20 protein-coding genes are annotated in these 22793 nt (G+C 45.5%); 11 read left to right on the plus strand and 9 right to left on the minus strand.

The genetic code is table 11. The annotated features are described in order from the left end of the window. Positions 1-1434 (minus strand): FAD-binding oxidoreductase, encoded by a 1434-nt coding sequence (locus tag HPY31_RS09325; protein ID WP_172140329.1) that lies wholly within the window; start codon positions 1432-1434, stop codon positions 1-3. Between the two features lie 321 nt (positions 1435-1755). Between HPY31_RS09325 and HPY31_RS09330 the strand changes: the two genes are divergently transcribed. From HPY31_RS09330 to HPY31_RS09345, 4 genes are all read left to right on the plus strand, one after another. Beyond that, positions 1756-3222, plus strand: a complete 1467-nt coding sequence (locus HPY31_RS09330; RefSeq protein ID WP_172140331.1) for a spore germination protein — start codon at positions 1756-1758, stop codon at positions 3220-3222. Continuing rightward, a complete protein-coding gene (locus HPY31_RS09335; RefSeq protein ID WP_172140333.1) occupies positions 3200-4297 on the plus strand; it encodes a GerAB/ArcD/ProY family transporter in 1098 nt (365 codons plus the stop codon). Before HPY31_RS09330 ends, HPY31_RS09335 begins: the two co-directional genes overlap by 23 nt. Continuing rightward, the gene (locus HPY31_RS09340) at positions 4294-5412 is read left to right on the plus strand and encodes a Ger(x)C family spore germination protein (protein ID WP_172140335.1); all 1119 of its coding nucleotides are present in this window, start codon (positions 4294-4296) and stop codon (positions 5410-5412) included. The genes HPY31_RS09335 and HPY31_RS09340 overlap by 4 nt, the downstream gene beginning before the upstream one ends. 365 nt (positions 5413-5777) lie before the next feature. Then, positions 5778-6002 (plus strand): hypothetical protein, encoded by a 225-nt coding sequence (locus tag HPY31_RS09345; RefSeq protein WP_172140337.1) that lies wholly within the window; start codon positions 5778-5780, stop codon positions 6000-6002. A gap of 54 nt (positions 6003-6056) precedes the next feature. Here the strand turns inward: HPY31_RS09345 and HPY31_RS09350 are convergent, their stop codons facing one another. Both HPY31_RS09350 and HPY31_RS09355 read right to left on the minus strand, forming a co-directional pair. Beyond that, positions 6057-6539: a YhjD family protein gene (locus HPY31_RS09350; RefSeq protein WP_172140339.1), complete on the minus strand. Its 483-nt coding sequence runs from the start codon at positions 6537-6539 to the stop codon at positions 6057-6059. Then, positions 6536-7774: a DNA polymerase IV gene (locus HPY31_RS09355; RefSeq protein WP_172140664.1), complete on the minus strand. Its 1239-nt coding sequence runs from the start codon at positions 7772-7774 to the stop codon at positions 6536-6538. Before HPY31_RS09355 ends, HPY31_RS09350 begins: the two co-directional genes overlap by 4 nt. Positions 7775-7999: 225 nt before the next feature. On the opposite strand from HPY31_RS09355, the gene HPY31_RS09360 reads away from it, so the two are divergent. Next, positions 8000-8254: a YolD-like family protein gene (locus tag HPY31_RS09360; RefSeq protein ID WP_253901746.1), complete on the plus strand. Its 255-nt coding sequence runs from the start codon at positions 8000-8002 to the stop codon at positions 8252-8254. Positions 8255-8535: 281 nt separating this feature from the next. Further along, positions 8536-8817 carry a hypothetical protein gene (locus tag HPY31_RS09365; protein ID WP_007728325.1) on the plus strand — a complete coding sequence of 94 codons (282 nt, stop codon included), beginning with the start codon at positions 8536-8538 and terminating at the stop codon, positions 8815-8817. A 173-nt stretch (positions 8818-8990) separates the two neighbouring features. Here the strand turns inward: HPY31_RS09365 and HPY31_RS09370 are convergent, their stop codons facing one another. Next, positions 8991-10301: an MFS transporter gene (locus HPY31_RS09370; protein ID WP_172140341.1), complete on the minus strand. Its 1311-nt coding sequence runs from the start codon at positions 10299-10301 to the stop codon at positions 8991-8993. Positions 10302-10523: 222 nt separating this feature from the next. Between HPY31_RS09370 and HPY31_RS09375 the strand changes: the two genes are divergently transcribed. After that, complete coding sequence (locus HPY31_RS09375) at positions 10524-12122, plus strand: amidohydrolase (protein WP_172140343.1); 1599 nt, start codon at positions 10524-10526, stop codon at positions 12120-12122. 98 nt (positions 12123-12220) lie between these two features. Here the strand turns inward: HPY31_RS09375 and HPY31_RS09380 are convergent, their stop codons facing one another. Both HPY31_RS09380 and HPY31_RS09385 read right to left on the minus strand, forming a co-directional pair. Continuing rightward, the gene (locus HPY31_RS09380) at positions 12221-12694 is read right to left on the minus strand and encodes an SRPBCC family protein (protein ID WP_172140345.1); all 474 of its coding nucleotides are present in this window, start codon (positions 12692-12694) and stop codon (positions 12221-12223) included. 122 nt (positions 12695-12816) lie between these two features. After that, positions 12817-13713 (minus strand): DMT family transporter, encoded by an 897-nt coding sequence (locus tag HPY31_RS09385; RefSeq protein WP_172140347.1) that lies wholly within the window; start codon positions 13711-13713, stop codon positions 12817-12819. A gap of 145 nt (positions 13714-13858) precedes the next feature. Here HPY31_RS09385 and HPY31_RS09390 point away from each other — a divergent pair, with 145 nt between their 5' ends. Beyond that, a complete protein-coding gene (locus HPY31_RS09390) occupies positions 13859-14761 on the plus strand; it encodes a LysR family transcriptional regulator (protein ID WP_172140349.1) in 903 nt (300 codons plus the stop codon). Here HPY31_RS09390 and HPY31_RS09395 read toward each other — a convergent pair. Then, positions 14739-15485, minus strand: coding sequence for a YwaF family protein (locus tag HPY31_RS09395; RefSeq protein ID WP_172140351.1), 747 nt, complete (start codon positions 15483-15485; stop codon positions 14739-14741). The genes HPY31_RS09390 and HPY31_RS09395 overlap by 23 nt on opposite strands. Positions 15486-15846: 361 nt before the next feature. Continuing rightward, positions 15847-16353 carry a Gmad2 immunoglobulin-like domain-containing protein gene (locus tag HPY31_RS09400; protein ID WP_172140353.1) on the minus strand — a complete coding sequence of 169 codons (507 nt, stop codon included), beginning with the start codon at positions 16351-16353 and terminating at the stop codon, positions 15847-15849. Positions 16354-16512: 159 nt separating this feature from the next. Between HPY31_RS09400 and aspA the strand changes: the two genes are divergently transcribed. Beyond that, on the plus strand, positions 16513-17937 hold the full coding sequence (aspA, locus tag HPY31_RS09405) for an aspartate ammonia-lyase (protein WP_016742306.1): 1425 nt from the start codon (positions 16513-16515) through the stop codon (positions 17935-17937). A 69-nt stretch (positions 17938-18006) separates the two neighbouring features. Here aspA and pdaA read toward each other — a convergent pair whose 3' ends face one another. Continuing rightward, entirely contained in the window at positions 18007-18792 is a 786-nt protein-coding gene (gene pdaA, locus HPY31_RS09410; protein ID WP_172140355.1) for a delta-lactam-biosynthetic de-N-acetylase, read from the minus strand. 281 nt (positions 18793-19073) lie between these two features. Here pdaA and HPY31_RS09415 point away from each other — a divergent pair, with 281 nt between their 5' ends. Together HPY31_RS09415 and HPY31_RS09420 are read left to right on the plus strand one after the other, a co-directional pair. Continuing rightward, a complete protein-coding gene (locus HPY31_RS09415) occupies positions 19074-19325 on the plus strand; it encodes a DNA primase (protein ID WP_172140357.1) in 252 nt (83 codons plus the stop codon). Positions 19326-19425: 100 nt separating this feature from the next. Next, on the plus strand, positions 19426-22698 hold the full coding sequence (locus tag HPY31_RS09420; RefSeq protein ID WP_172140359.1) for a DEAD/DEAH box helicase: 3273 nt from the start codon (positions 19426-19428) through the stop codon (positions 22696-22698). Positions 22699-22793: the final 95 nt, after the last annotated feature.

Consider the following 22793-nt stretch of genomic DNA (forward strand, 5'->3'; position numbering starts at 1 on the left):
CTATTCCCCCTTATATTGTTCATAAAAATAGTTCATGAACAAATGTTCCGGATCATATTGATCCTTCTTTACAAAAAACTCTTTATACCGCGGATATACAGCTTGGAATTGCTCTAAGCTCGGATAAGCAGCGTAGGGCAAATAATAGGTTCCGCGATGCCTGATGACTTCGTCGATAATTCGTTGAATTCCCTTTTTAAACGAGCTTTGCCCTTGCTCCTCCAGAGAAACGTTAAACAAGCATACGAGCGCAAACATATCCTCACGCGCATACGACAAAGTCGCTTCCTCGTCCTGATTTACGTAGCGAACCGTAATGTTTAGCAGTTTCAAATTTTCCTGTGGCAATATCGTTTTCAGACGATGTACAAAATCAGCGAACTGGTCGACAGGAATGAAATATTCCTGAAGAAGGTCGTTCTTGCCAATCCCTCTGTACTCCATAAATTCCGTTTCTGAACGCATAGCATTATTACGACTAATTACGTTATTTTGCTGTACCTGGAAGAATTTTTGCTGAAGATTCCAGAACATATTTTTTCCCCAATCGAAAGAACGATTGAGATGAAATAAAAGCTTAGTAGGAATGACCAAATCCTCTGTCGCTTTTAACGTATTGTGCTCTATCAGGGGGACAGTCTTGTCCACCGTATAGTTAATGGCATACATGTCGGTAAGAAAATGATCGGGCGCCACTGATATTCGTGCGTAATGCATGTGAATATCCGGATTTGATTTCACCTGGCTCAAAAAATAGTTGCTGTACTCGTCAACCGTCATGGCCTCAGACGTCATCCTGTAGATTTCATCTTCTGTAAGTGTCAAGGTTACATCTAAAATAATCCCGAATAACCCATATCCTCCGAGGACAAGTGGAAATAAGTCAGCATTCTCCGTTCGGCTAACTTGCTTAATCTCACCCTTTGAAGTCAACAGCCGAAAGGACTCCACGCTTTTGATCAGCGAACCGTTACGGATATCCCTACCGTGAGCGTTAATGCTAATCGAGCCACCCACGGTAAAAATATTTTGTGATTGCATCGTCTTCACCGACAACCCGTAGGGATTTACCTTGTCCTGAATATCTTTCCAAGTTGCCCCTGCTTGAACGCGAATGACTTTCGCCGCTGGGTCAAACGATACGATTTTGTTGAAATGAGTCATGTCAACGACAATGCCGTCCTTGTAATAAGTGTGGCCGCCTTGACTGTGCCGCTGTCCGGCTATGGAGACGGTCAGGTTTTTATCTCTTGCTTCTTTTAGTAAATGAATGAGTTGCTCTTGTTCTTTACCATCCACTACTCGCTCGACTTTTACGGGATGCAGCCTGCTATAGTCTGTGATTAGAAAGGGATCTTGATCAATCGTATCCAGCAATCTGTAATTAACAAGACATAACGCGACAAGCAACAATAATGTAATACTTTTTTTCATGGGCTCTCCAACCTTTTGCTTTACTGGACTGATCATCTTTCAAACAGTCGTCTCATAACGAGCACGGTGTTAAACATATCAAAGGAACCGAGATCAAGACAGTACCATCTTTTTTTAGTACCTCGTCGGATTGGCTGATTTCGGAGGTCACTTCACCAATGATTATTTTTGTTTTCAATTTCCTGAGGAGCAGGGGTTTGCTGGAATAATACTCATGAGAGTGGTTACATTAATGAAAATTGGATCGAACCTAGGTGAAATGCATTGAGGGATCATTTAAGGAAATGGATTTCGAAAAATCGTGCTGAAATAGGCCAGAGCATGAAAATAGGCATGTTTTCTTCCGTGCAGGAAAATATAGAATACATTCAAAACAAGCTGTTTCATTCAGGTGATCTGAAGTGGCGGAGCATTTCATTGAATCAAGTGGAGGGATACATTGTATATTTGGAATCTCTTACTGATCAACAGAGAATCCAAAAAGAGATCATTCAGCCTATAGAAGAAAAGAAAGTAGGAATCGTGGAAGAAATCATTACTTCCGTGGAAATTGGGATAAAATCGGATCTCAGCCAGTTACCTACAGCTTTAGTGCAAGGAAAAGGCATATTGTTATTTGAAGGTTCCGCAGAAGCTTTTGTTGTCGGGGTTGGGGCAGATTATAAACGGAGTATATCAGAGCCGGTGAACGAAGGTGTTATTCGCGGCGCACATGATGGTTTTATAGAGCACCTCATCACGAACTTGTATCTGGTACGAAAGCGTATAGAAAATCCAAACCTGGTCGTTCGCTACTACCAGGTGGGAAACGAAGCCAAAACAAAATTGGCGCTTCTCTATATGCAGGATCTGGCCAATCCAGATTTGGTTAGAGAAGTGGATTCCAGACTTGGTGCTATCGTAATGGACACCACCCTCTCACCTGGATTCATTGCTGAATTGATTGAAGACAATCCATTTTCTCTTTTCCCCCAAATCTTATTTACAGAAAGGCCAGATCGTGCGGTAGCTCATCTCATGGAAGGCCGTGTCGTAATTTTATCTGATGAAGATCCATCTGCGTTGATTTTACCTGTGACTTTTTTTGCTTTTTATCAAACTCCAGACGATTATCACAGCAGGTGGATAGTTGGATCATTCCTACGGCTGATTCGTTTGTTTAGTTTTATCACTTCTTTCCTCGTACCTGCACTATATATTGCCGTAGTTGCCTTCCATCCTGAAATTCTTCCTTCTAATTTGATCTATACCGTAAAAGGCAGCGTAGACAGAGTTCCATTTCCACCGATCGTGGAGGCCTTTCTCATGCAGATTACATTAGAGGTGCTGCGTGAAGCAGGGATTCGTTTGCCGAGCCGAGTAGGTCAAACCATCGGTATTGTTGGCGGTTTGGTTATCGGTGAATCCGTCGTTCGAGCTGGATTAGTTTCATATCCCATGGTTATTGTTGTGGCTTTAACCGCTATTTCTTCATTTGTTGCCCCATCCAATGAAATCAGTACGGTATCTCGTATTCTAGGCTTCCCGCTTATGATTTTGGCCGCGATGTTCGGTTTGATCGGGATCATGTTTGGATTGCTTTTTATCTTAATTCATTTATGTAAATTAGAGTCATTTGGAACAGCTTATTTTGCGCCTGTTATGCCTCTTCGAATCAAAGACCTGAAGGATACGTTTACACGCTTTCCAATCTGGAGCTTAGATCAGCGTCCCCAAGACCCGCATCCCAAAAGAGTACGTCAAGAAAGATATTCAAGGGGGTGGGATGATGACCTCGGCACAAAATAGTATTACTCAAGGGCAGCTCATGTTTTTTGTTATACAATCTCAAGTGGGTGTTGGAATTCTAACTCTTCCTCATAAAATGCAGGCCGCCGCCAAGGGAGGAGGATGGATCTCTACCTTAATCGCCGGTTTTGCTGTACAAGTGGTGATTTTAATTCTTTGGGGTCTTTGCAGACGTTTTCCATCCGATAATATCTACACTTTCTTGCCAAAAATCACAGGAAAGGTAATTGGAAATCTGCTTGGTTTCGCTTATATTGGCTATTTTTTGTTCACTGCGGGAACGATTTTAGGCTTGTTTGCCGATGTCGTAGGAAAGTGGGTACTCCAATCAACACCGAGATGGGCATTATTGATTCTCACCCTTCTCACTTGTTGCTATTTGGTTATCGAGCCCCTTCGCGTGATTGCCAGACTGTTTGTCATCTCTTCGTTTACCATCGTTGTCATGGTGTTATTATCTTTGTTCGGTTATGCCCACGCGAATTTTACTTATCTCCTCCCTATAACAGAAGCGGGCTGGTGGAATATCATCAAAGCTGCGAATGAGGCATTGTTTCCGCTAGTCGGGTACGAAGTGTTATTGGTGATTTTTCCTTTTGTTGAAGGGAAAAGTAAGGGGAAATTAAAAGCAGCTTCTTTAGGGAATATGCTGATTACGCTTTTTTACACTTTCGAGGTATTTACTAGTTTAGTCATTTTCAGTCCGGCGATTATGCCAGCCGTTTCGGAACCTTCCATCTTTATGCTAAAAGGATTCTCTTTCCAGATTATTCAACGGATCGATTTGATCTTTTTATCTATATGGATTTTTATCGTTACTACTGCCATTGTCTCGTGGCTATATATGGCAACGACAGGCTTAGGTCACTTTTTTCACCATGATAGACATAAAAAGGCGGTATTCTACTCCGCTGTTATTGTTTTTATGCTCGCTCTGATATCTCAAGATCCGTCGATCACTGACTTCTACAATCAAATAATTAAGATTTCTCATTATACGTTTGCGATTGTACTTCCTTTGATACTACTCATCTTCTCGTATCTGTCAAAGAAAAGGAGGGCGTTGGTCAGATGAAAAAAATCGGCATGATGAGTGCGGTTCTTGCTGTTCTCCTTATGATAACCGGGTGCTGGGACCAAGACCTTTTAAAAAATGCTCGTTTGCTTTATGGAGGAGGGTTCGATCTAGCTCCTGATGGAAAGCTGTTAACGACCTTTGTCATACGGGACATGCCCGAGAGCGAACAACAAACTCCGAAAAACGAAATCATCTACGCGGTTGGTAATACGCCAAGGGAAGCCCGAGATAAAGCAGATGATCAGTTATCCCGGCTGCTTCGTACCTATAGAAACCGGTTTGTGCTCCTTGGGGAAGAGTTAGCAAAACAAGATATTTTTCCGATCCTCGATATTTTTTACCGTGATCCCAAGAGTGCCTTAAATGCGAGGATCGGGGTGACGCAAGGGAAGGCGACCGACATGCTTTCCCTTAAAAAGGTGGGGAATGTGTTAATCGCAGAAGAAATTGATGAACTAATCAAGAGTAATGAAGAGACGACAACCGTTCCCAAAGTAACTCTTGAAAAAATTTATCCAGTGATGCTAGATCCTGGGGAAGATTTTGTTCTACCCTACCTCATGCATAAAGGGAACCGAGTAGACGTTTCTCGGATTGCTATGTTTCATGATCAACGATTGACAGGGGTACTGAGCCCAGATGAATCAACCATGTGTTTATTATTACAAGCCAGCAAGGGGAAGCTGGCGAGATTCACACAAAAAATAAGTGCTCAGAATGGCAAGTCAAACATCAAAGATTTTATAACCTTTAACGTAGATAAATCAAAGCGAGAGATGGAAGTGTCTGTTCAACCGGACGGTCAAATTTCGGTTAAGCTGGATTTAGATTGGAAAGCAAGTGTTGAGGAATATCCCAAAGATCACTTGAACGGCAAAATGATTGCACAGCTAAACGAGCTTTTATCCAAAGAAATGACTGATTTAGCTAAAAAAACACTGAAAAAAATGCAAAATGCCCGCTGCGATGGATTAGGTATCGCCAGGCAGCTCATGGCGTACCATCCTGATACTTGGAAAAAACAAAAAGAAAATTGGGGGAGCCATTATCAAAAAGTGAAGTTCGATCCGAACATTCAGGTGGAAATTAGGAAAAAAGGGATTATAAACTAACCATGTGAACTATCATTTTCCTAATGCTTTGTCCCTGTTACTAATATACGCTTTGCAGCTGAGCCCATCGGGACGTGGAATATTGACCGTCCCTCGATACACTGCAAATCACTTAGGTCCGTAAATCCTTAAGAAAATAGCTTATAAATGCAAGAGAAATAACAAAAAATGTTGATTTATATTGTTGGCTGATATATAAAATAATTATAGTGATTATTATTTGATATTTAATTCAAATAGGGAGAAGGACAAATGGACTCGATGGCACTGGAAAGGTAATACGGTATAGCCAAATGACAATAGATTCTGAAGAAGACTTTTCCGTTTGCCAGAAGTTGTATGGAGTGTGCAGGGTGACTTACACTATGAAAAGCTACCAAGAACGATTGGACAGATTTGAGAAATTTTTACGAACGAACGCCGAGGTGACTTGGTCAGAGCTGATTCATACACCAAATAGACGCATCGCCAATCGTTTATATCAGGACGATTGCGCCCACAAAACAGAAAATGAGCTCCCTAACGCAGCCGAATGTACGGCTACCCTGTCGCCAGAGGAAAATTATAATCCCAAAACAAAAGAATGCTGATTAGACTGCTTTAAAAAAGTGGTCTTAAATCGACCACTTTTCGCAGCCGCTGGTCTACTTGCCGCTATTTCTGAACATATCAGAGACATATTTTGAAATTCGTATACTTATTTCTGCTCGTGCTACATCACGCACTATAGCGAAGGTATCCTCATAACCTCGACACACAAACCGATAGTACAGCGCGCTATCTATGCGTTCTTCTTGAAATACTTTAATATTTTTTGCCTTCAGTTTTTTCCTGACCTCACTTAGATCCAGATGGATTTGTGCCATCAATACTTGGGAAGCTTTGAGGTAAAGATTTTTCAATGAATAGGATGAGAGGCCGATTTCTGTACTGTTTTTATCGACTATCGTTAAGATCATCGGCAGAAGAACAGAATCCCTTATTAATTCAAGTTCTTCTTTGCTGGGCAACTCTGGTTTGACCGGCTCTTGTTGCTGATTCTTTCTGCTTAAGTATTGTTCCCGGTGTTCTGGAAGCATCATTCGACTGGATTCCCATCTTCCATTATTCTGAAGTTTTTTACTCATCTATAGTGCCCTCCTATTTTCGCACTACGCTCTTGAGCTTGTGCTGCTCCCAATAAAGAAGATGCGCGCAAAATCGCTGTGCTTCCGTAGCGATTCTTTATTTGATCTGTGGTGCGTTCTAGCCTTTTGTACCTTTCTCTATTACCGAAGAAGGAAAGTTGGTATTCATCATCACGGCTCAAATTTGATACCACTATTCCAAGCTTTCGAATCGGTTGTTCATCCCAATGGATATAAAACAACTTCCGAGCTGCTTCAAACACCTCATTGGTGATATTGGTTGGATCGTCAATTGTGATTTGTCTAAAAAATCCCGTAGGTTTGTCAAAGTCAGCACCTTGAGCTCCTACGGATACCACTTTTCCCATATAGCCTTTGGCACGACAACGGCGACAAACTTCTTCGCTTAACTCAAGTAGTATGACGTCGATATCCTCCTTATGGGAATAGTCACGCGGCAAAGTCATTTGATGTCCAATAGCTTGTTGATGATCATGTGTGCCTGGTGTAACTGCGCTTGGGTCTATGCCGTTCGCAGTTTGCCAATACAATTCAGCTTGTATATCACTATTTTTACCCATAACAAGCTTCATTTTACGTTTGAAATCACCAAGCGGAAGTTTGGCTATATCGCCAATTGTCGCAATGCCTATTCGGTTAAAGTGAGCCGTCATCCGTGAACCGACACCGAACATTTTGTTGATGGGCTGAGGCCATAACAGATTATCTATATCGCTTTTAGGAAGTGTGAAGATACCCGTTTCACTTTTTTTAGCCCATATGTCAGTTGCCATTTTCGCCAACATCTTTGTTGAACTTATACCCACCCTGATCCAGACACCGGTAGACATCATTACCTTGACTTGTATTCGTTTTGCAATTTCTTCTGGAGATCCAAAATAAGAAAGCGATCCGGTCACATCCAAAAATTGCTCGTCAATTGAAAATGGCTCAACTAAGTCTGTAAAGGATTCAAAGATCTCAGTAATCATTAGTGATACATCGATATAAGTCTGCATGCGAGGACGTATAACGACCGCATCAGGACACTTAGCGAGAGCCTGACCCAATGTTTCTGCTGTAGTTATTCCAAACTTTTTGGCCACAGGACATGCTGCTAAGACGATGCCCGATCTTCTGGCCGGATCTCCGGCCACAATAACGGGACTATTGCGATATTCTGGACGTGCTGCCTTTTCAACAGATGCATAAAATGATTGGCAATCCGCCAACATTATTACGGGCACCACAGTGACACCCCCAAATTAATGCGAAAATATGTTCTTATTATATACCGAATGTATGTTCGTAATACAATGGTTAAATCATCCAGCTCAAGTATTTTTCCTACTCCAAAATTTACTTCAAGCTTTTATAAAACAATGGTCCCCGAACTCCTAAATAGAGTTCGGGGACCATTGTATGCAAAGGCGTGGCTAAACATTAAGTGAGGGGTGTCAATGGTTGCGCGCTATGTACCACCCGAGCTGGATCAGGAGCAGCTCAGCGCCTTAAGCGAACTGGTATGGCAGGCGTTCCAGACAGAGAGCATCCTGACGCTGCCTTATTATGACAGGCGAGAGCCGCGACGTCTGTCTGCCCACATTATCCATATTGATCAAGCGGCGAGACGCCTCAAGCTTCGGGAAGGCTCCGATATTCACTGGGTTCCTTTTGCCCGACTGCTGCATGTGGAGCTGGCAGCGAGCTTCTAAATCGAGGAAATGCAGGTACATGAAGGGCAAGACATGAGAATTACTCAAGAAATCGGCAAAAATAGGCCCCTTTTTCAAAAGCAAGTGGCAAAAAACAGCGTGCCGCGTTGAAACGGTGTGTGCGAGGAAGATGTGAGATTCCTGAAACGAAAAGCGGTCAAAAACAACCGTTTTTCGTGTTTTTTTGGCTTACACGGATTTTGCCAGAAGGGAGGTTTCCCTGTATTGTTAGATTATCTTTTGAAGCATATATTTGACGGATAGAACAAAGGAGATTTTACATGCTAGCACAAGAAATGGGTGTCATATTCACCAAGCACGCCGATCAGATTACTTCCAAGCGTTGGGGAGAATTCATGCAACAATTGGAGGAAAAAGGCCTGTACGTGCTCATTGAGACAGACACGATCGGAAGAGTGATGAGTCCATTGGGCGGATTGATGCCCATGCCGTGTAAAAGTGAGACGCTCCATATTGTGACAGCTGATGAGCTGGAGCAGCGTGGCTTGCCGCTCGGTCACCACATCGTAACGAAAGCGAAAGAAAAAGTAGTCCAACCATAATCGAAAAAAACAACGCAACCTTTCCTGTAGGAGCAAGCTTCCAAGTCGGAAAGGTTTTTTTGTGTGAAAAACACCTCGACGTTTTTCATAAAGGTGGACATCAGTATCAGTGACAAAACCCGCTAGGAAAGTCAGCCGAAGCGGGTTTTGTTAAGGTATGGGTGCAAACTTGTTCAGTTGTCTGCTTTTTTAGTCGCAGGGTCGTGACGGAATAGCTTGGTCATGCACACCCACGCGATGAGTGGGCCGATTCCGATACACAGAATCAACCAGTTCAGTGTAAGAGGAGAGACGCTCAAGGACGTTACGAGCAGAAAGATCAAAATCCCCACCAGCCGACCAACGTCCAGAGCAAACTCTCGGAGGACGACATACTCGACCCGATTGCGTGCGCTTTCTTCGTTCGTGCCAATCAGATCAAAAATCGTGGAGAGCATGGGCACAGAAAACAGCGGATAAGCGATGGACACCGCAATCCCAAAAATAAGCAGAGTCGTAAAGCTCACCTGCCAAAAAAATACGAAGAGAATCCCCCACATGATGACAGAGCCAGTGAGCATTCCCCACTTGCGATAGCGAGGAGCAAACCATTTGGCGATCAGAAAGTAGCTCACAAGTCCGACGGCAGATGTAGTCAACCAGTAGTTGCCGAGAGTCATCTCGCTTCTCGTGGAAATGTAGACGAGTAGACCGATCACAAAGCCGAATACACCTTCACGCAGTCCTTGACCAGCCAAAGCCCCTGCCGCCCAGCGCCACTCGGGCTCCTCTCGCAAACAACGTAAGGAAAAGCTCCAGGAATACGTCCCTTCCGATTGACGTTTTTTTAGAAAAAAGCTGATGAACACGCCGACGACAAATAGGGCAAGAGAGATCCCGAAAATAAGGGAGTAGCCGCTGTTGCCCGGAAGCCGCGTAATGAGCAAGCCAGATATCCATGGAGCGAGCATACCGCCAATGGAAGCAAGCAACCCTGCCCAACCGTTGAAAAGGTCGCGGTTATCGGCATTCGTGATTTCGAAATACACCACATTAAACGAAAGCCAGAAAAACCCACTCGCTATACCCTGAACGAGCCCAAGCGGTACGGCATAAGAGACAGCTTTGGGACCTGCCAGAAGAACGAGCAAATAAAAAAGGGCAGAAACGGCCATTCCGGCACGCAGGACATTCATTTTGTTCAGACGCTTCACGTACCAACCCGCAAGCCAGAAGGTCAGAGCACCCGCTAGATGGGCGGCAAAAGTAAACCAAGCGATCGGTGCAAATTGACTTTTTACCTTCCACAAATAGACGTTTACAAACGTGCCAGAAAGAGAGCCTGCAGCAATAAATACGGCGTTGACCAGGAGCAGCAGCTTGGCTTGATTGTCCAGCCGACCTGATGGCTTTTGCACAGAAGGCTCATGGCGCGACATTTTCAGACCAGTGGACTCCTGCGATTGAAGGAAGGATGGAAGGCGTTTTTTTGTTTTTTGTTGCATACGTTCCCTCCGCGCAAAAATAGGACATGAACATAACGTGCCCTACCATTGCTGCTTTCAACAGGGAAGTGAGGAAACACCATGTTTTCCCAAATGGGAAAGCGAAGGTCGCAATTTTTTGAACGTTATTTCATTTTAGGGAGGAAAAAGACTAGCAGCAAACAAATTAAGAGGGGATAGGCATACGAAAAATACAGAAGCGAACAGAAAAGAGGTCACGAGATGACGACAACCATTTTCAGAAATGGACGCATTTACACAGGGGATTCCCAGCATTTGTTCGTACAAGCATTAGTTGTTCGAGATGGAATTGTGCATGACTTGGGCAGCGATGCGGATATGCTTCTTCAATACGGAGGTAGTGATGCAACCGTCATAGATCTGCAAGGATATACTGCTACTCCGGGATTGATTGACAGCCATCTGCACTTGGGATGGCTCGGTCTCACCTTTTTGCAGCTGGATTTAAGTAAAGCTCGTTCCAAGGACGAGATGCTGTTTCTCTTGAAAGAAAAAGCACAAGCCACAACTGAAAATGCGTGGATACAAGGCTACGGCTGGGATGAGAATTTATTCGCGGATGGTGGTGGCATTCCTACTATCGAAGAGCTTGATCAAGCTGCACCACATTGCCCGATTCTTCTGGCACGAATATGTGGACATGCGAATTTGGTCAACAGCAAGGCATTGGAGCTATGTGGCTATCATCGTGATATGGAGGTGCCAGCGGGGGGAGTCATTGTACATGATCCTGTGAGTGGAAAGCCAACGGGCATGTTGTTGGAAACGGCCTCTAACCTGATTACGAAGCATATTCCAAGACCTGACTACGATCAGTTGAAGCAAAGCCTGCGCAGCTCGATTCGCTATGCAATGGCGCATGGATTGACAGGGGCACATACGGAGGATTTGCGTGAATTGGGCGGACTTGCGCAAACGTATCGGCTCTATGATGAGCTCATTAATGGTGAAGAGCTTGCGCTGCGCAGTAACCTGCTTGTCTACTATCCGCATAGGCATGAACTGCGCGACTTAAAGATGACGGCAGGTTATGGCAACGCTCACGTGCAAATCGGTGCGGTGAAAATTTTTGCAGATGGGGCATTGGGACGCAGGACGGCTTACCTGTCAGCTCCATACGCTGATGATCCGAGTACCAGCGGTTATCCTGTGCATGAGCAAGGCGAGCTGACAGAGCTGGTTCGGCAAGCACGTGAACTCGGGATGCCTATTGCTGTACACACCATTGGCGACAAAGCTCTGGAAATGGTGCTGGACAGCTTGGATCAGTTTCCGGCAGTCGCCTATCGGGATCGCCTCATACACACACAAATCCTGCGGCCGGACCTGCTGGAACGCTTGAAGCATCCTCATCGGATCGCAGATATCCAACCGCGTTTTCTCGCAGGAGACTTCCCGTGGGTAATGGATCGGGTAGGACAGGAGCGGATTCAACACTCGTACATCTGGAAAACGATGATGGAGTACGGAATCATTTGCGCGGCGGGCTCGGATACACCGGTAGAACCAATCGACCCGCTGTTAGGGATACACGCAGCCGTCACGCGCAAAGCACCGGGAGAAACGCACGATGGATACTTCCCGCAAGAAAAACTGACGATGGAGGAAGCTATTCATTTGTTTACATTAGGCAGTGCACAGGTGACCAATGAGGATCATGTCAAAGGCACGCTGTCTCGTGGAAAGTATGCGGATCTGACCGTCTATTCCAAAGACCTGTTTACCATTGATCCAGACGAGCTGCTTTCGACAAAGGTCATGATGACCATCATTGGCGGAAAAGTTTGCTACACGTCTTGAAAACATAACCCGAAAATCAGAGCAGCGGCTGCCCAGGACAAGAAAGGAAAATCCTGGACTGCCGCTGTTTTATGGAACGATCTACTGTTACGTTACTGTTAAGTCATACTTGCCAGATGCTCCTCAAGACGATCCATGGTCTGTTCGGCACCCGGGACAGCATATGTTTTCACCTTATCGAATACAGCCGTCGTTTCTTCAAAAACGGTGCGATAAGTAAGCTTGGTCTTGCCATCCAGATCCTCAAAGATGGCTGTCGCTTGAAAATGAGGAAACACAGTATGTTTGAAAACGATTCGCTCAAGTTGAACGACCTCGACAAAGACGTTGGTGTTGGGAAAATCAACGCCATCAGGACCGTGCATGATAAACTGCCATGTACCACCCGGTTTTAGATCAAACTTCTCTGAAGTCATCGTAAAACCCAGAGGCCCCCACCATTTGGAGAGGTTCTCCTCTTTTGTCCAAGCATCAAACACGAGATCGCGTGGAGCATCAAAAACGCGAGTGATCACAATCTCGCACTCGCCTACTTGCGTTGCGATTTTATTTGCTTCATTGTTTTGATTCATGTCCATCCCTCCATACTAGTAGTTTCGTCATGGATACACTCATTTTTTCCATCATAGCAAATAAATCAGGGATGGATTTCTTTCAGATTGCTCTCTTGCATAACCCATAGGCAAAACCCGGCTCAGGATAAGTGAGTCGGGTTTTTTGTCAGCTGCTTTGGGCGCAGCAAGCTCTTCACATCGATTTCTGCAATCAGCACACTGATCAAAACGAGCCCTGCGCCTATGTACCCGCGAACAGACAGTGTTTCGCCTGTGACCACGAAGGCAAACAGGGCAGCGAAGACTGGCTCCAAGGAAAAAATAACACCCGTGTGCGTAGCCGTCGTATATTTTTGGGCCACCGTTTGAACGACAAAGCCAATTGCACTGCACAATACGCTAAGGGCGAGCACTGCGATCCAAGCCTCTGTAGTCTGCGGTAGCGTCGGGGTCTCCAGTGTAAATGAAAAAACAATGCCCAGCAGCGCCGTAAAGCCAAGCTGGTAAATCCCCAACTGGATCGTATCCGATTGATTGGCCCATCGACCTGTTACAGTAATATGTGTAGCGTAAAAGAGGGCCCCAGCGATGCACAATAAGTCTCCTTGGCTGATGCGAAATTCAGCGCTTAGTGTGAGCAGGCCGATGCCGATCATGGCCAGTCCAGCGCCGACAAAGACTCTTTTTTCCGGACGGTTTCTCAAAAGAATAGATAAGAGCGGAACAAAGATAACGGTCAAGCTAACAAGAAAACCTGCTTGGGAAGCTGTTGTTGATTTCACACCGTTCGTGATGGTGGCAAAAACCCCGAAAAGGAGTGCGCCGAGTATGAATGCATGAAGCATTGTTTTTCGATTCGTGCCACGTAAGCGTTTATGAAACAAGGCGGCTGCCAGTAGAAAAGCAATGCCAAAGCGGATACCGATCAGATTGAAGGTCTCCAAATCCTTTAATCCCATTTGCATAAATACATACGAGGTTCCCCAAAACAGGGTGACCAAAATCATAGCCAAATCGGCTTTCACTTGCGGTTTCATGATGAGATAAGCCTCCTTGCCCGGGAAAAAGCGGGTCCTAATCAGTGTTGCGCCATAAACAGTATACGAGTATCGTTTAAATAAGAAAAATGAATGTTTGTGATGGTTTTCATGAATCGGTTTCATGTAAAGGGGACGGAGAAGGGTGAGTCTAAACAAGTTTGAGGTAGTGATCACCGTTATTGAGTCAGGGAGCTTAACCAAAGCTGGAGAGATACTAGGTCTAACACAATCAGCGATCAGCCATGCGATTGCGAGTCTGGAACGGGAATTTGGGTTTTCGCTTTTGACGAGAGGACGGTCAGGTATCAGCCTCACGAGTAATGGGGAGCGACTGCTTCCGTACATGCGTGAGACCTTGCGCTGTCATAAGCGGATGAAACAAGAGGTGTTTGCGATCAATGGGTTGGAGGTCGGGACGGTGAGAATTGGAACCTTCACGAGTGTATCCACACAATGGCTTCCGGGAATCCTCAAGCGGTTCCAAGACCAGTATCCGGCGATCGAGATTAAGCTGATGGAAGGATATTACGATGGAATTGAGAGCTGGATTCAAACCGGAGAGATTGATTTTGGCTTCGTCTCCTTACCAACAACAGAGGATTTGGAATGGATTCCTTTGAAAAAGGATCAGATGTATTTGCTGGTGACAGAGGAACACCCGCTCTACAAAGAGGAGCGGGTGCATGTGAGCCGACTGGCCGAAGAGACTTTTATCATGCCGAAGACGGGCTGTGACAATGATATACAGCGTTTGTTGGCGCAGTATCAGATTGAGCCGCGAATCAAATATGAAGTAGGGGATGATCACGCGATTATTGCCATGGTGCAAAATGGGCTTGGGATCAGCATTCTCCCGGAAATGATTTTGTTTCGCTTGCCAGCCAATATTCGGATGATCCCGCTTGAAGGGGAGCATTACCGTTCGCTGGGGGTGGCAGCAACCTCTTTTTCCAAGCAGTCACCAGCTGCCAAACGCTTCTTGCAGTGTGTAACCGATTGGGTGAACGAGCAGCAAGCGTCATTCAGACAGACAAATCGTTCTTGACTTCCTTCGCCAGCGGCTGCTTTCGGACAAAGGGCAGATACAACAAGAAAAACAACACGAGGGCTACTCCTTCCAACGAAACGATGTACCACGGATACGGGCCCAAAAAGTCAATCAGACTGGGATTGTCCGGTTTACGCGAGACAAATAAGTAATTTCCACCGGTCCATTGGTTGACGAAAAGTGCGACGAGCAAAAGCAGGTTTAAAAAGCCCATCGTTTTCCAGATCGAACGGACAGTCGGGCGGTAGCCTTCTACCCATGTCATGTACAAGCAAGCAAGGATGATTCCCGCGTGGGCTACAAAAAAATGCACAAAGCGAAAATGCGGAAATGGATAAAACAACTCGGGGGTAAGCAATGCCTGCATAGCGCCGCCAATCCCGGCAAAAAACGTAATCTCATACAGCCAGTAGCTCCTCATCATCAGCATCACGGCAGAAAGCAGGAGAGTCACGCTACATAGCTGCAAGGGTAATGTGTAAGCAGCCGTCCAGCTCTCGGTATAAACATGCCAAAGCTGATAACAAACCTCAGATAAAAGCAAGACACCTGCAAGTACGTAACGGGTAGTGAGTCGAAGTGTCGGGGCTTGGAGCTTTTGCCGAAATAAATAGGTGAGCATGACCAGACAGAGCACAAGAATCAAGGTAATAACGTGAGAAGAGGAAAACAGCCGAAATGGCTCTCCTGTCAGGAAAAGTGAAAAATAGGGTGAGGTCATGATGGGCTCCTCTTTGTTTATTATTTTTTATATTTGAAAATTCACGAAATTTTAACAGATAGAAGTTTTTCTGATATAAATCATTGGTTATAATATAAATAGACTAGTTTACATCATTGAGAGGAGATATAGTCTTGAACTTAGTGCTCACGGAAAAAACATGCAAGTCTTGTCAAGCTCGCTTGACCGAGTATGAAATCGATAACAATGGTGCACTCTGCATGGAATGCTTCAAGGAAGAACAAGGCGAGTAAAAGTAACAGCAAGGCATACGGCAACTGACTGTCTACTGCTATCTAATAATAGACCCTTTCAATCAGGCCCTCTCTTTTCATAGAGAGGGTCTGATTTTTTGCAGGTCTTATTCCGGGAGAGGAATGATGAGTTCCATTCTTCGGCTACCGTCTTTCATACTTGTTTCAAACAAGATGAGTGTCAGTGTGCTGTTCGGTTCCGCTTTTTTTACTTTCAGTGTATGGGTAAAATCTCCCCAGTCAGGAGCAGCAGTCGAAGCCTGCACGGAACCTTTCGTCAGCTCGTTGTGTCCATCTTCTACGACATAATTGAGTACAGCTTCGAACACGCTCGCCTGTCCTTTGATTTCAAACGTGTCTTGGGCGGTTTTCTTCACAGTGACATTGCGGAAAATATCGTTGGCATAGACAGTCTCCTGTTGACCTGTTTGCTCCGTTGGTGGCTTCTCAGGCGTTGTAGGTTTCGTGGTTGCGGGTGGCTCAGAAGCAGGTGTCTCGGGCTTCGTTGCAACAGGTGGCTTCTGTTGCTCTGTTGGAGTAGAAGGGCTATCTGTGCCACTCGTGCATCCTTGCAGCAAGCCGATCGTCAACAGCAGCAAAAGCATTTTTTTCATGGTATCCCTCGATTCTGTCTGGTATGAAATAGTACCTACAAATAGTAAGACGTAAAAAGGAATAATAGAGTTTCAGGTGGATGAGTCTTCCTGCATGAAACTGTGGTAGAATGGAGGGGAAGTAGCAACCATTATTCCTAGAAGGCTGGTCTGATAACAATGGAACAACAGACGTTTCGAGTGGAAAAAGACTTTCTTGGCGAGAAGCAAATTCCAGTTGATGCTTATTATGGCGTGCAAACGATGCGAGCAACGGAAAACTTCCCAATCACCGGGTACCGTCTTCATTTTTCCCTCATCAATGCAATGGCAATGGTAAAAAAAGCAGCTGCGATGGCAAATATGGAAGTTTCCAGATTGAATCCGCGGTTAGGAAATGCGATTGTTGCTGCGGCGGAAGAAATCATGCAAGGAAAATGGCATGATCAATTTATCGTCGATCCGATCCAGGGTGGAGCAGGTACTTCGATTAATATGAATGCTAACGAAGTGATCGCGAACCGTGGTCTGGAGATGCTTGGTGAGAAAAAAGGAGATTATTTCCACTTAAGTCCAAATACACATGTCAACATGTCTCAGTCTACCAACGATGCGTTCCCAACAGCGATTCATATTGCAACACTCACCCTGTTGGAAAAGCTACTCGTAACGATGGATAAGATGCATGATGCATTTGGCCAAAAAGCAAAAGAATTCGATGATGTCATTAAAATGGGCAGAACGCATTTGCAGGATGCGGTTCCGATTCGCTTAGGCCAAGAATTTGAAGCATACCGTCGAGTGCTTGAACGCGACATCAAGCGTATTAAGCAATCTCGTCAGCATTTATATGAAGTAAATATGGGAGCGACTGCGGTAGGAACGGGCTTGAATGCTGACCCTCGTTACATTACAACAGTAGTCAAGCATCTTGCCGATATCACAGGCTTCCCGCTGACAGGTGCAGACCATCTCGTGGATGCTACACAAAACACGGATGCGTATACAGAAGTATCAGCAGCACTGAAAGTTTGCATGATGAATATGTCTAAAATCGCGAATGACTTGCGTTTGATGGCATCCGGACCTCGAGCTGGACTGGGGGAAATCTCCTTGCCAGCACGTCAGCCAGGCTCCTCGATCATGCCAGGAAAAGTCAATCCGGTCATGGCAGAGCTCATCAACCAAGTAGCGTTTCAGGTCATCGGAAATGACCATACGATTTGTTTGGCATCCGAGGCAGGTCAGCTAGAACTGAACGTGATGGAGCCTGTGCTTGTGTTCAACTTGCTGCAATCGATCAGCATTATGGACAATGCATTCGATGTCTTTACGCGTCACTGCTTGGAAGGAATCGAGGCAAACCGCGAGCGTATGAAAGAATACGTGGAAAAAAGCGTAGGTGTCATCACAGCGGTGAATCCTCATCTCGGTTATGAGACTGCTGCACGCATTGCCCGCGAAGCTATTTTGACAGGAAAGTCTGTACGTGAGCTGTGCTTGCAACACAATGTACTGACAGAAGAAGAACTGGATCTGATTCTCGATCCATTTGAAATGACGCATCCAGGTATTGCTGGAGCATCCTTGCTGGATCGCGACTAAACCCAAAAACTCCCGCCCTTTGCACATGCGAAGCAGCGGGAGTTTTTGCTTGCAAAAGGGAGGCTTGTCCTACTTTTTCGGCAACTGATCCAAGCTCTTGAATTCATAGCCTTGCTTGCGTGCTGCATCGATTATCGTCCCGAGAGCCTCTGCATTGTCTTTGGAGACAGAATGGAGCAGAATAACAGCACCGGGATGCAATTGGGCCATTACGTTATCATAAGCGTATTTTGCCCCACGCTGGACTTTGGTATCCCAATCCCTATAGGCGACAGACCAAAAGACATTGGTATAGCCCAAATCTTTGGTTACAGCAAGTGTGCGATCGCTGAAAATTCCTCTGGGAGGTCGTAAGTAACGCATGTTCGCTTGCCCGATCACTTGCTGGACGGCATCACTTACTTTCGTCAGCTCGTCTTTGATTTTCTGATTCGGAACGGTTGTCATATCGGGGTGGCTCCAGGAATGATTACCGATCAGATGTCCTTCTTTTGCCATTCGCTTTAACAACTCGGGCTGTTCCTTCACAAAGTGTCCTGTCACAAAGAAAATGGCAGGGACTTTTTTCGCGAGAAGCGTATCTAAAATTTTGGGTGTAAAGCCATTCTCATAACCGTTATCAAACGTCAAGTAAAGCTCTTTTTTCGTGGTATCCCCTAAAAAAACCGCGCCGTGACGATCCACAATGCCTTTAAAGCCTTCCTCGTTGATAGAGGGTAACTGACCATTCTTGCTCTTTTTAAATCCAAAATGGTACGGGTGATCTGGTGAGGCCATAATCGAGTCAACTGGCAAGGCACTTGTAAGCAACAAGCTAATCCCGACCAACAAGCTTTTGATCCATCGTCTGCTCAACAATGAGCTCTCCCTTCTGTTGTGAAAGTCGTGATGTATTGAAGTCGATTCCATCAAAAGTTTGTCCAGTCTACTTCCAAATATGTAACCGGGACGTATGCACAGTAGCTTGCTAAGTACATCTGATACTTGCGAGGGAAAGTTGTGTAAAAGTCTACTGTAAGGACGGGGACAGCTGTCCATACATGAAAAAGGAACTGTTCATATAGTATCAATGTCGACAGTAAAGCTGTTGGCAAATGCTGCCAAGAGATCATCTATAACCAGGAGGTGTAGTTAACATGAACGAATGGTTAGAGCAATTACGTGAGGCACTTGGTGAAGGTGCAGAAGAAATGGAAGTAAAAATCGAATACGAAGATGGCACTACGAAAAAATTATACTTCGGCAATAATGACGACGATGACGATGAAGAAGATGAAGAAGACAATGCCGGGGAAGATTCTGATGCCGACGATTCCGATGAAGAAGATTCTGACGACGAAGATTCCGATGAAGAAGATTCTGACGACGAAGATTCCGATGACGCCTAATTGATTTTTATATGGGGAAAAAGATACGCTTTCATGCGTATCTTTTTTCAGTTGCATTCTGTAATATTAAACATATTTCAAAATGAGGATGGAACAGAAAATGAGCTTTCAAGTGAGCCATCAAATGATAAAAGAATGGTGTGGTCGCCTTTCATATGAGAGAGGAAAGACTTTTTACCGTTCTGGGAACGTGCTTGTGGAGCATTTTCAACCGGAACCTGTGTGGATCAGAACGACAGTGAACGCCGGAAAAAATAATTATCAGGTCACTATTGAACTGGACGAGTCTGGTATGGCAGCAGTGTGCAGCTGCCCAACTTTGGCGTCGTACGATCAGTACTGCCAACATATCGCAGCCTCGTTGTTAACCATGCGTGATCTACTAGTAGATGAGGATCCTGGCAGCTTTGCCACTTCCATTACAACGAAACAAGAAGGCATGACAGATCAGCCTGATTCCAAGCTAACAGAGGGACTGTTCGGTTTGTTTGTGGACCGCCCGCTTCGGACAAGCCATCATCGTGTGTTGCTGGATTCACGAACAACGCTTGCCTTGGAAATCATATGTAAAATCGTTCGGTATGGCTTTCGCAAAAGCGTGATCGGAATAGAGCTGAAACTGGGGCCAAAGAGGTTGTACATCGTAAAGGACATTCGCGCGTTTTTAGACCGGATAGATAAGCAGCAAGTGTATCGATTCTCCAGCCAGTTTACCTATGATCCGAATTTGCATCGTTTTTTGCCAGAGCACGAAGCTATCCTTCGTGAACTCCTGCAAATTTACCGAGCGGAGAAACTATATCGGGAGACAGCGAGCGACCGTTATCAGGAACAGAAGCATGTGGGCGGGGACCGAATTCTTCTCGTTCCGCCGTTTACCTGGGAGCGATTATTTGCCTTGCTACTCAGTGCCCCGTCTGTTCACATTCAGGATCATGAGCAAATATACCCGACGTTCGTATGTCTAGATGATCGACCGCCACTCCACTTCGAATTTGATCAGACAAAACCAGATCAATATCAGCTGGAAGTGCAGGGCTTCAAGCACATTACTGTCTTGGAAGCTTACGGTCTGCTGCTCGTAGATGGAAAATGGCACAGACTGCCCAAGGAACAATGCCACAGTTTGGCGGAGCTCAAGCACTTGTTGGAATCTCATAGCAGTGAGCGGATTCCCATTCCCGCTGAAAAAATCGAACCATTCATGGTGCAGATTGTCCCGGCCTTGATGAAACTGGGGAACGTGCAAATTGCAAAAGCTGTCTCGGAACGGGTCGTGCAATTCCAGTTAAAAGCCAAGCTGTATCTGGATCGAGTAAGAGACAGACTGCTGGCGGGACTGGAGTTTCAATACGGTGATATCGTCATCAATCCGCTCGAAGGCCATGAAGGGGGAGGGCAACGTGGCAGTGAGCTGATTTTGATGCGTGACGGCGAGAAGGAGCGACAGATTTTAGAGCTGATGGAGGAAAGTGCCTTTACCCGCACGGAAGAGGGGTATTTTCTAGATGATGAGGAGGCTGAGTATGACTTCCTTTATCACGTCGTCCCTAAGCTGGAAAAGCTGTTAAAGGTATACGCGACGACCTCCGTAAAAATCAGGATTCAGCCTCTCCACATCCCCCCTAAAGTCAAAGTGGATGTGAATGAGCGAACAAATTGGTTGGATTTTCGCTTTGATATGGATGGCATACCCGAGTCTGAGATTCGAGGCATCATCCAATCGGTAGAAGAAAAGCGCAAATATCATCGGCTGTCGAATGGAGCGCTTCTGCCGCTTGAAACAAAAGAATTTGAGCAAATCAATCGTTTCTTGGACGAGATGGGCATGCAATACGCTGATCAAATGGGAAGTGGCTATCAACTGCCTGCTATATACGGATTGCGCTTGATGGATATACCCATGCAGGGACAGTCTGTTCAGTTAGGAAAATCGCTGCGCCAGTTTTTGGAGAATATGCGAAACCCTGATAATCTGGACTTTCCTGTACCTGAATCCTTGCAGGGGACACTTCGCGATTACCAGAAGTACGGCTATCAGTGGATGAAAACACTGGCACACTACGGCTTTGGGGGAATTCTCGCAGATGATATGGGTCTGGGGAAGACATTGCAAAGCATTACCTTCCTCCTCTCTGTTCTGTCCGAAATCCGAGAACAAAAGCTACCAGCGATTATTGTGGCTCCTGCCTCTCTTTTATACAATTGGCACAACGAAATCAAAAAGTTTGCGCCAATGATCCGTAGCGTTATTGTGGATGGTACGAAGGAAGAGCGGACTCAAATCGTAAACGAGCAGTCAGAAATCGATGTGCTTATTACATCGTATCCACTCTTGCGTCGTGACCATGCCCAGTTCGAGGAGCATTCCTTCCACACCTTGATCTTGGATGAAGCACAGACCTTCAAAAACTATGTCACCCAAACCGCTCAGACAGTCAAACGGATAAAAGCCAAGCATCGTTTTGCGCTTACGGGAACACCTGTGGAAAACAGGACAGAGGAGCTGTGGTCCATCTACGATGCTGTTTTCCCAGAGCTTTTTCCGGCACGAAAGGAATTCCTCGACTTGCCGAGAGAAACGATTGCGAAGCGAACGCGTCCATTTTTATTGCGCAGGCTCAAGACGGAAGTTTTAAAGGAATTGCCAGCAAAAATTGAAACACTGCAAAGCGCAAAGCTGTTGCCCGAGCAGAAAAAGCTGTATGTCGCCTATTTGGCACAGCTCCAACAGGAAACAGTGAAGCATCTGTACAATAAAGGCTTTCAAAAAAATCGGATCAAAATTCTCGCAGGCTTGACCAGACTGCGCCAGATATGTTGCCACCCAGCACTGTTCGTCAAAGAGTATGACGGAGGGTCAGCCAAGCTCGAACAGTTATTCGAGATCCTGGGTGAATGCAAAAACGCTGGAAAGCGCGTTTTACTCTTTTCTCAATTCACGGAGATGTTGGGGATGATCGGACGTGAGCTGGGCTATCACGGTATCCCGTTTTTCTATTTGGATGGACAAACACCAGTTGCAGAGAGACTAGATTTGTGCAACCGGTTTAACGAGGGAGAGCGTGATTTGTTCCTCATGTCGTTGAAAGCGGGGGGAACAGGATTGAACGTGACGGGTGCGGACACCGTAATCTTGTATGATCTGTGGTGGAATCCCGCCGTCGAACAACAGGCAGCTGATCGTGCCCATCGCATCGGACAAAAGAATGTCGTCCAAGTGATTAGGCTTGTTGCAGAGGGGACGGTCGAAGAGAAGATGTACGAGCTGCAACAAAAAAAGAAAAACTTGATCGAAGAAATCATTACACCGGGACAAGAGGCAATCTCTTCTTTAACCGAGCAAGAAATACGCGAATTGCTGATGATTTAACAAACAGCTTGACTGCCGCTACCATGCGAGGGGTCAAGCTGTTTTTTTGCGAGACTTTATCCCTGTGCGAATAACGAATTGGCAAATTCCCAATG

The organism is Brevibacillus sp. HB1.3 (genome assembly GCF_013186635.1).
GTDB lineage: Bacteria > Bacillota > Bacilli > Brevibacillales > Brevibacillaceae > Brevibacillus > Brevibacillus brevis_D.

Excerpts from the sequence above, each read along its gene's own strand:
- HPY31_RS09325 (WP_172140329.1), bottom strand. The coding sequence starts at position 1,434 with ATGAAAAAAAGTATTACATTATTGTTGCTTGTCGCGTTATGTCTTGTT.
- HPY31_RS09330 (WP_172140331.1), top strand. The coding sequence starts at position 1,756 with ATGAAAATAGGCATGTTTTCTTCCGTGCAGGAAAATATAGAATACATT.
- HPY31_RS09335 (WP_172140333.1), top strand. The coding sequence starts at position 3,200 with ATGATGACCTCGGCACAAAATAGTATTACTCAAGGGCAGCTCATGTTT.
- HPY31_RS09340 (WP_172140335.1), top strand. The coding sequence starts at position 4,294 with ATGAAAAAAATCGGCATGATGAGTGCGGTTCTTGCTGTTCTCCTTATG.
- HPY31_RS09345 (WP_172140337.1), top strand. The coding sequence starts at position 5,778 with ATGAAAAGCTACCAAGAACGATTGGACAGATTTGAGAAATTTTTACGA.
- HPY31_RS09350 (WP_172140339.1), bottom strand. The coding sequence starts at position 6,539 with ATGAGTAAAAAACTTCAGAATAATGGAAGATGGGAATCCAGTCGAATG.
- HPY31_RS09355 (WP_172140664.1), bottom strand. The coding sequence starts at position 7,774 with ATGTTGGCGGATTGCCAATCATTTTATGCATCTGTTGAAAAGGCAGCA.
- HPY31_RS09360 (WP_253901746.1), top strand. The coding sequence starts at position 8,000 with ATGGTTGCGCGCTATGTACCACCCGAGCTGGATCAGGAGCAGCTCAGC.
- HPY31_RS09365 (WP_007728325.1), top strand. The coding sequence starts at position 8,536 with ATGCTAGCACAAGAAATGGGTGTCATATTCACCAAGCACGCCGATCAG.
- HPY31_RS09370 (WP_172140341.1), bottom strand. The coding sequence starts at position 10,301 with ATGCAACAAAAAACAAAAAAACGCCTTCCATCCTTCCTTCAATCGCAG.
- HPY31_RS09375 (WP_172140343.1), top strand. The coding sequence starts at position 10,524 with ATGACGACAACCATTTTCAGAAATGGACGCATTTACACAGGGGATTCC.
- HPY31_RS09380 (WP_172140345.1), bottom strand. The coding sequence starts at position 12,694 with ATGAATCAAAACAATGAAGCAAATAAAATCGCAACGCAAGTAGGCGAG.
- HPY31_RS09385 (WP_172140347.1), bottom strand. The coding sequence starts at position 13,713 with ATGAAACCGCAAGTGAAAGCCGATTTGGCTATGATTTTGGTCACCCTG.
- HPY31_RS09395 (WP_172140351.1), bottom strand. The coding sequence starts at position 15,485 with ATGACCTCACCCTATTTTTCACTTTTCCTGACAGGAGAGCCATTTCGG.
- HPY31_RS09400 (WP_172140353.1), bottom strand. The coding sequence starts at position 16,353 with ATGAAAAAAATGCTTTTGCTGCTGTTGACGATCGGCTTGCTGCAAGGA.
- aspA (WP_016742306.1), top strand. The coding sequence starts at position 16,513 with ATGGAACAACAGACGTTTCGAGTGGAAAAAGACTTTCTTGGCGAGAAG.
- HPY31_RS09415 (WP_172140357.1), top strand. The coding sequence starts at position 19,074 with ATGAACGAATGGTTAGAGCAATTACGTGAGGCACTTGGTGAAGGTGCA.
- HPY31_RS09420 (WP_172140359.1), top strand. The coding sequence starts at position 19,426 with ATGAGCTTTCAAGTGAGCCATCAAATGATAAAAGAATGGTGTGGTCGC.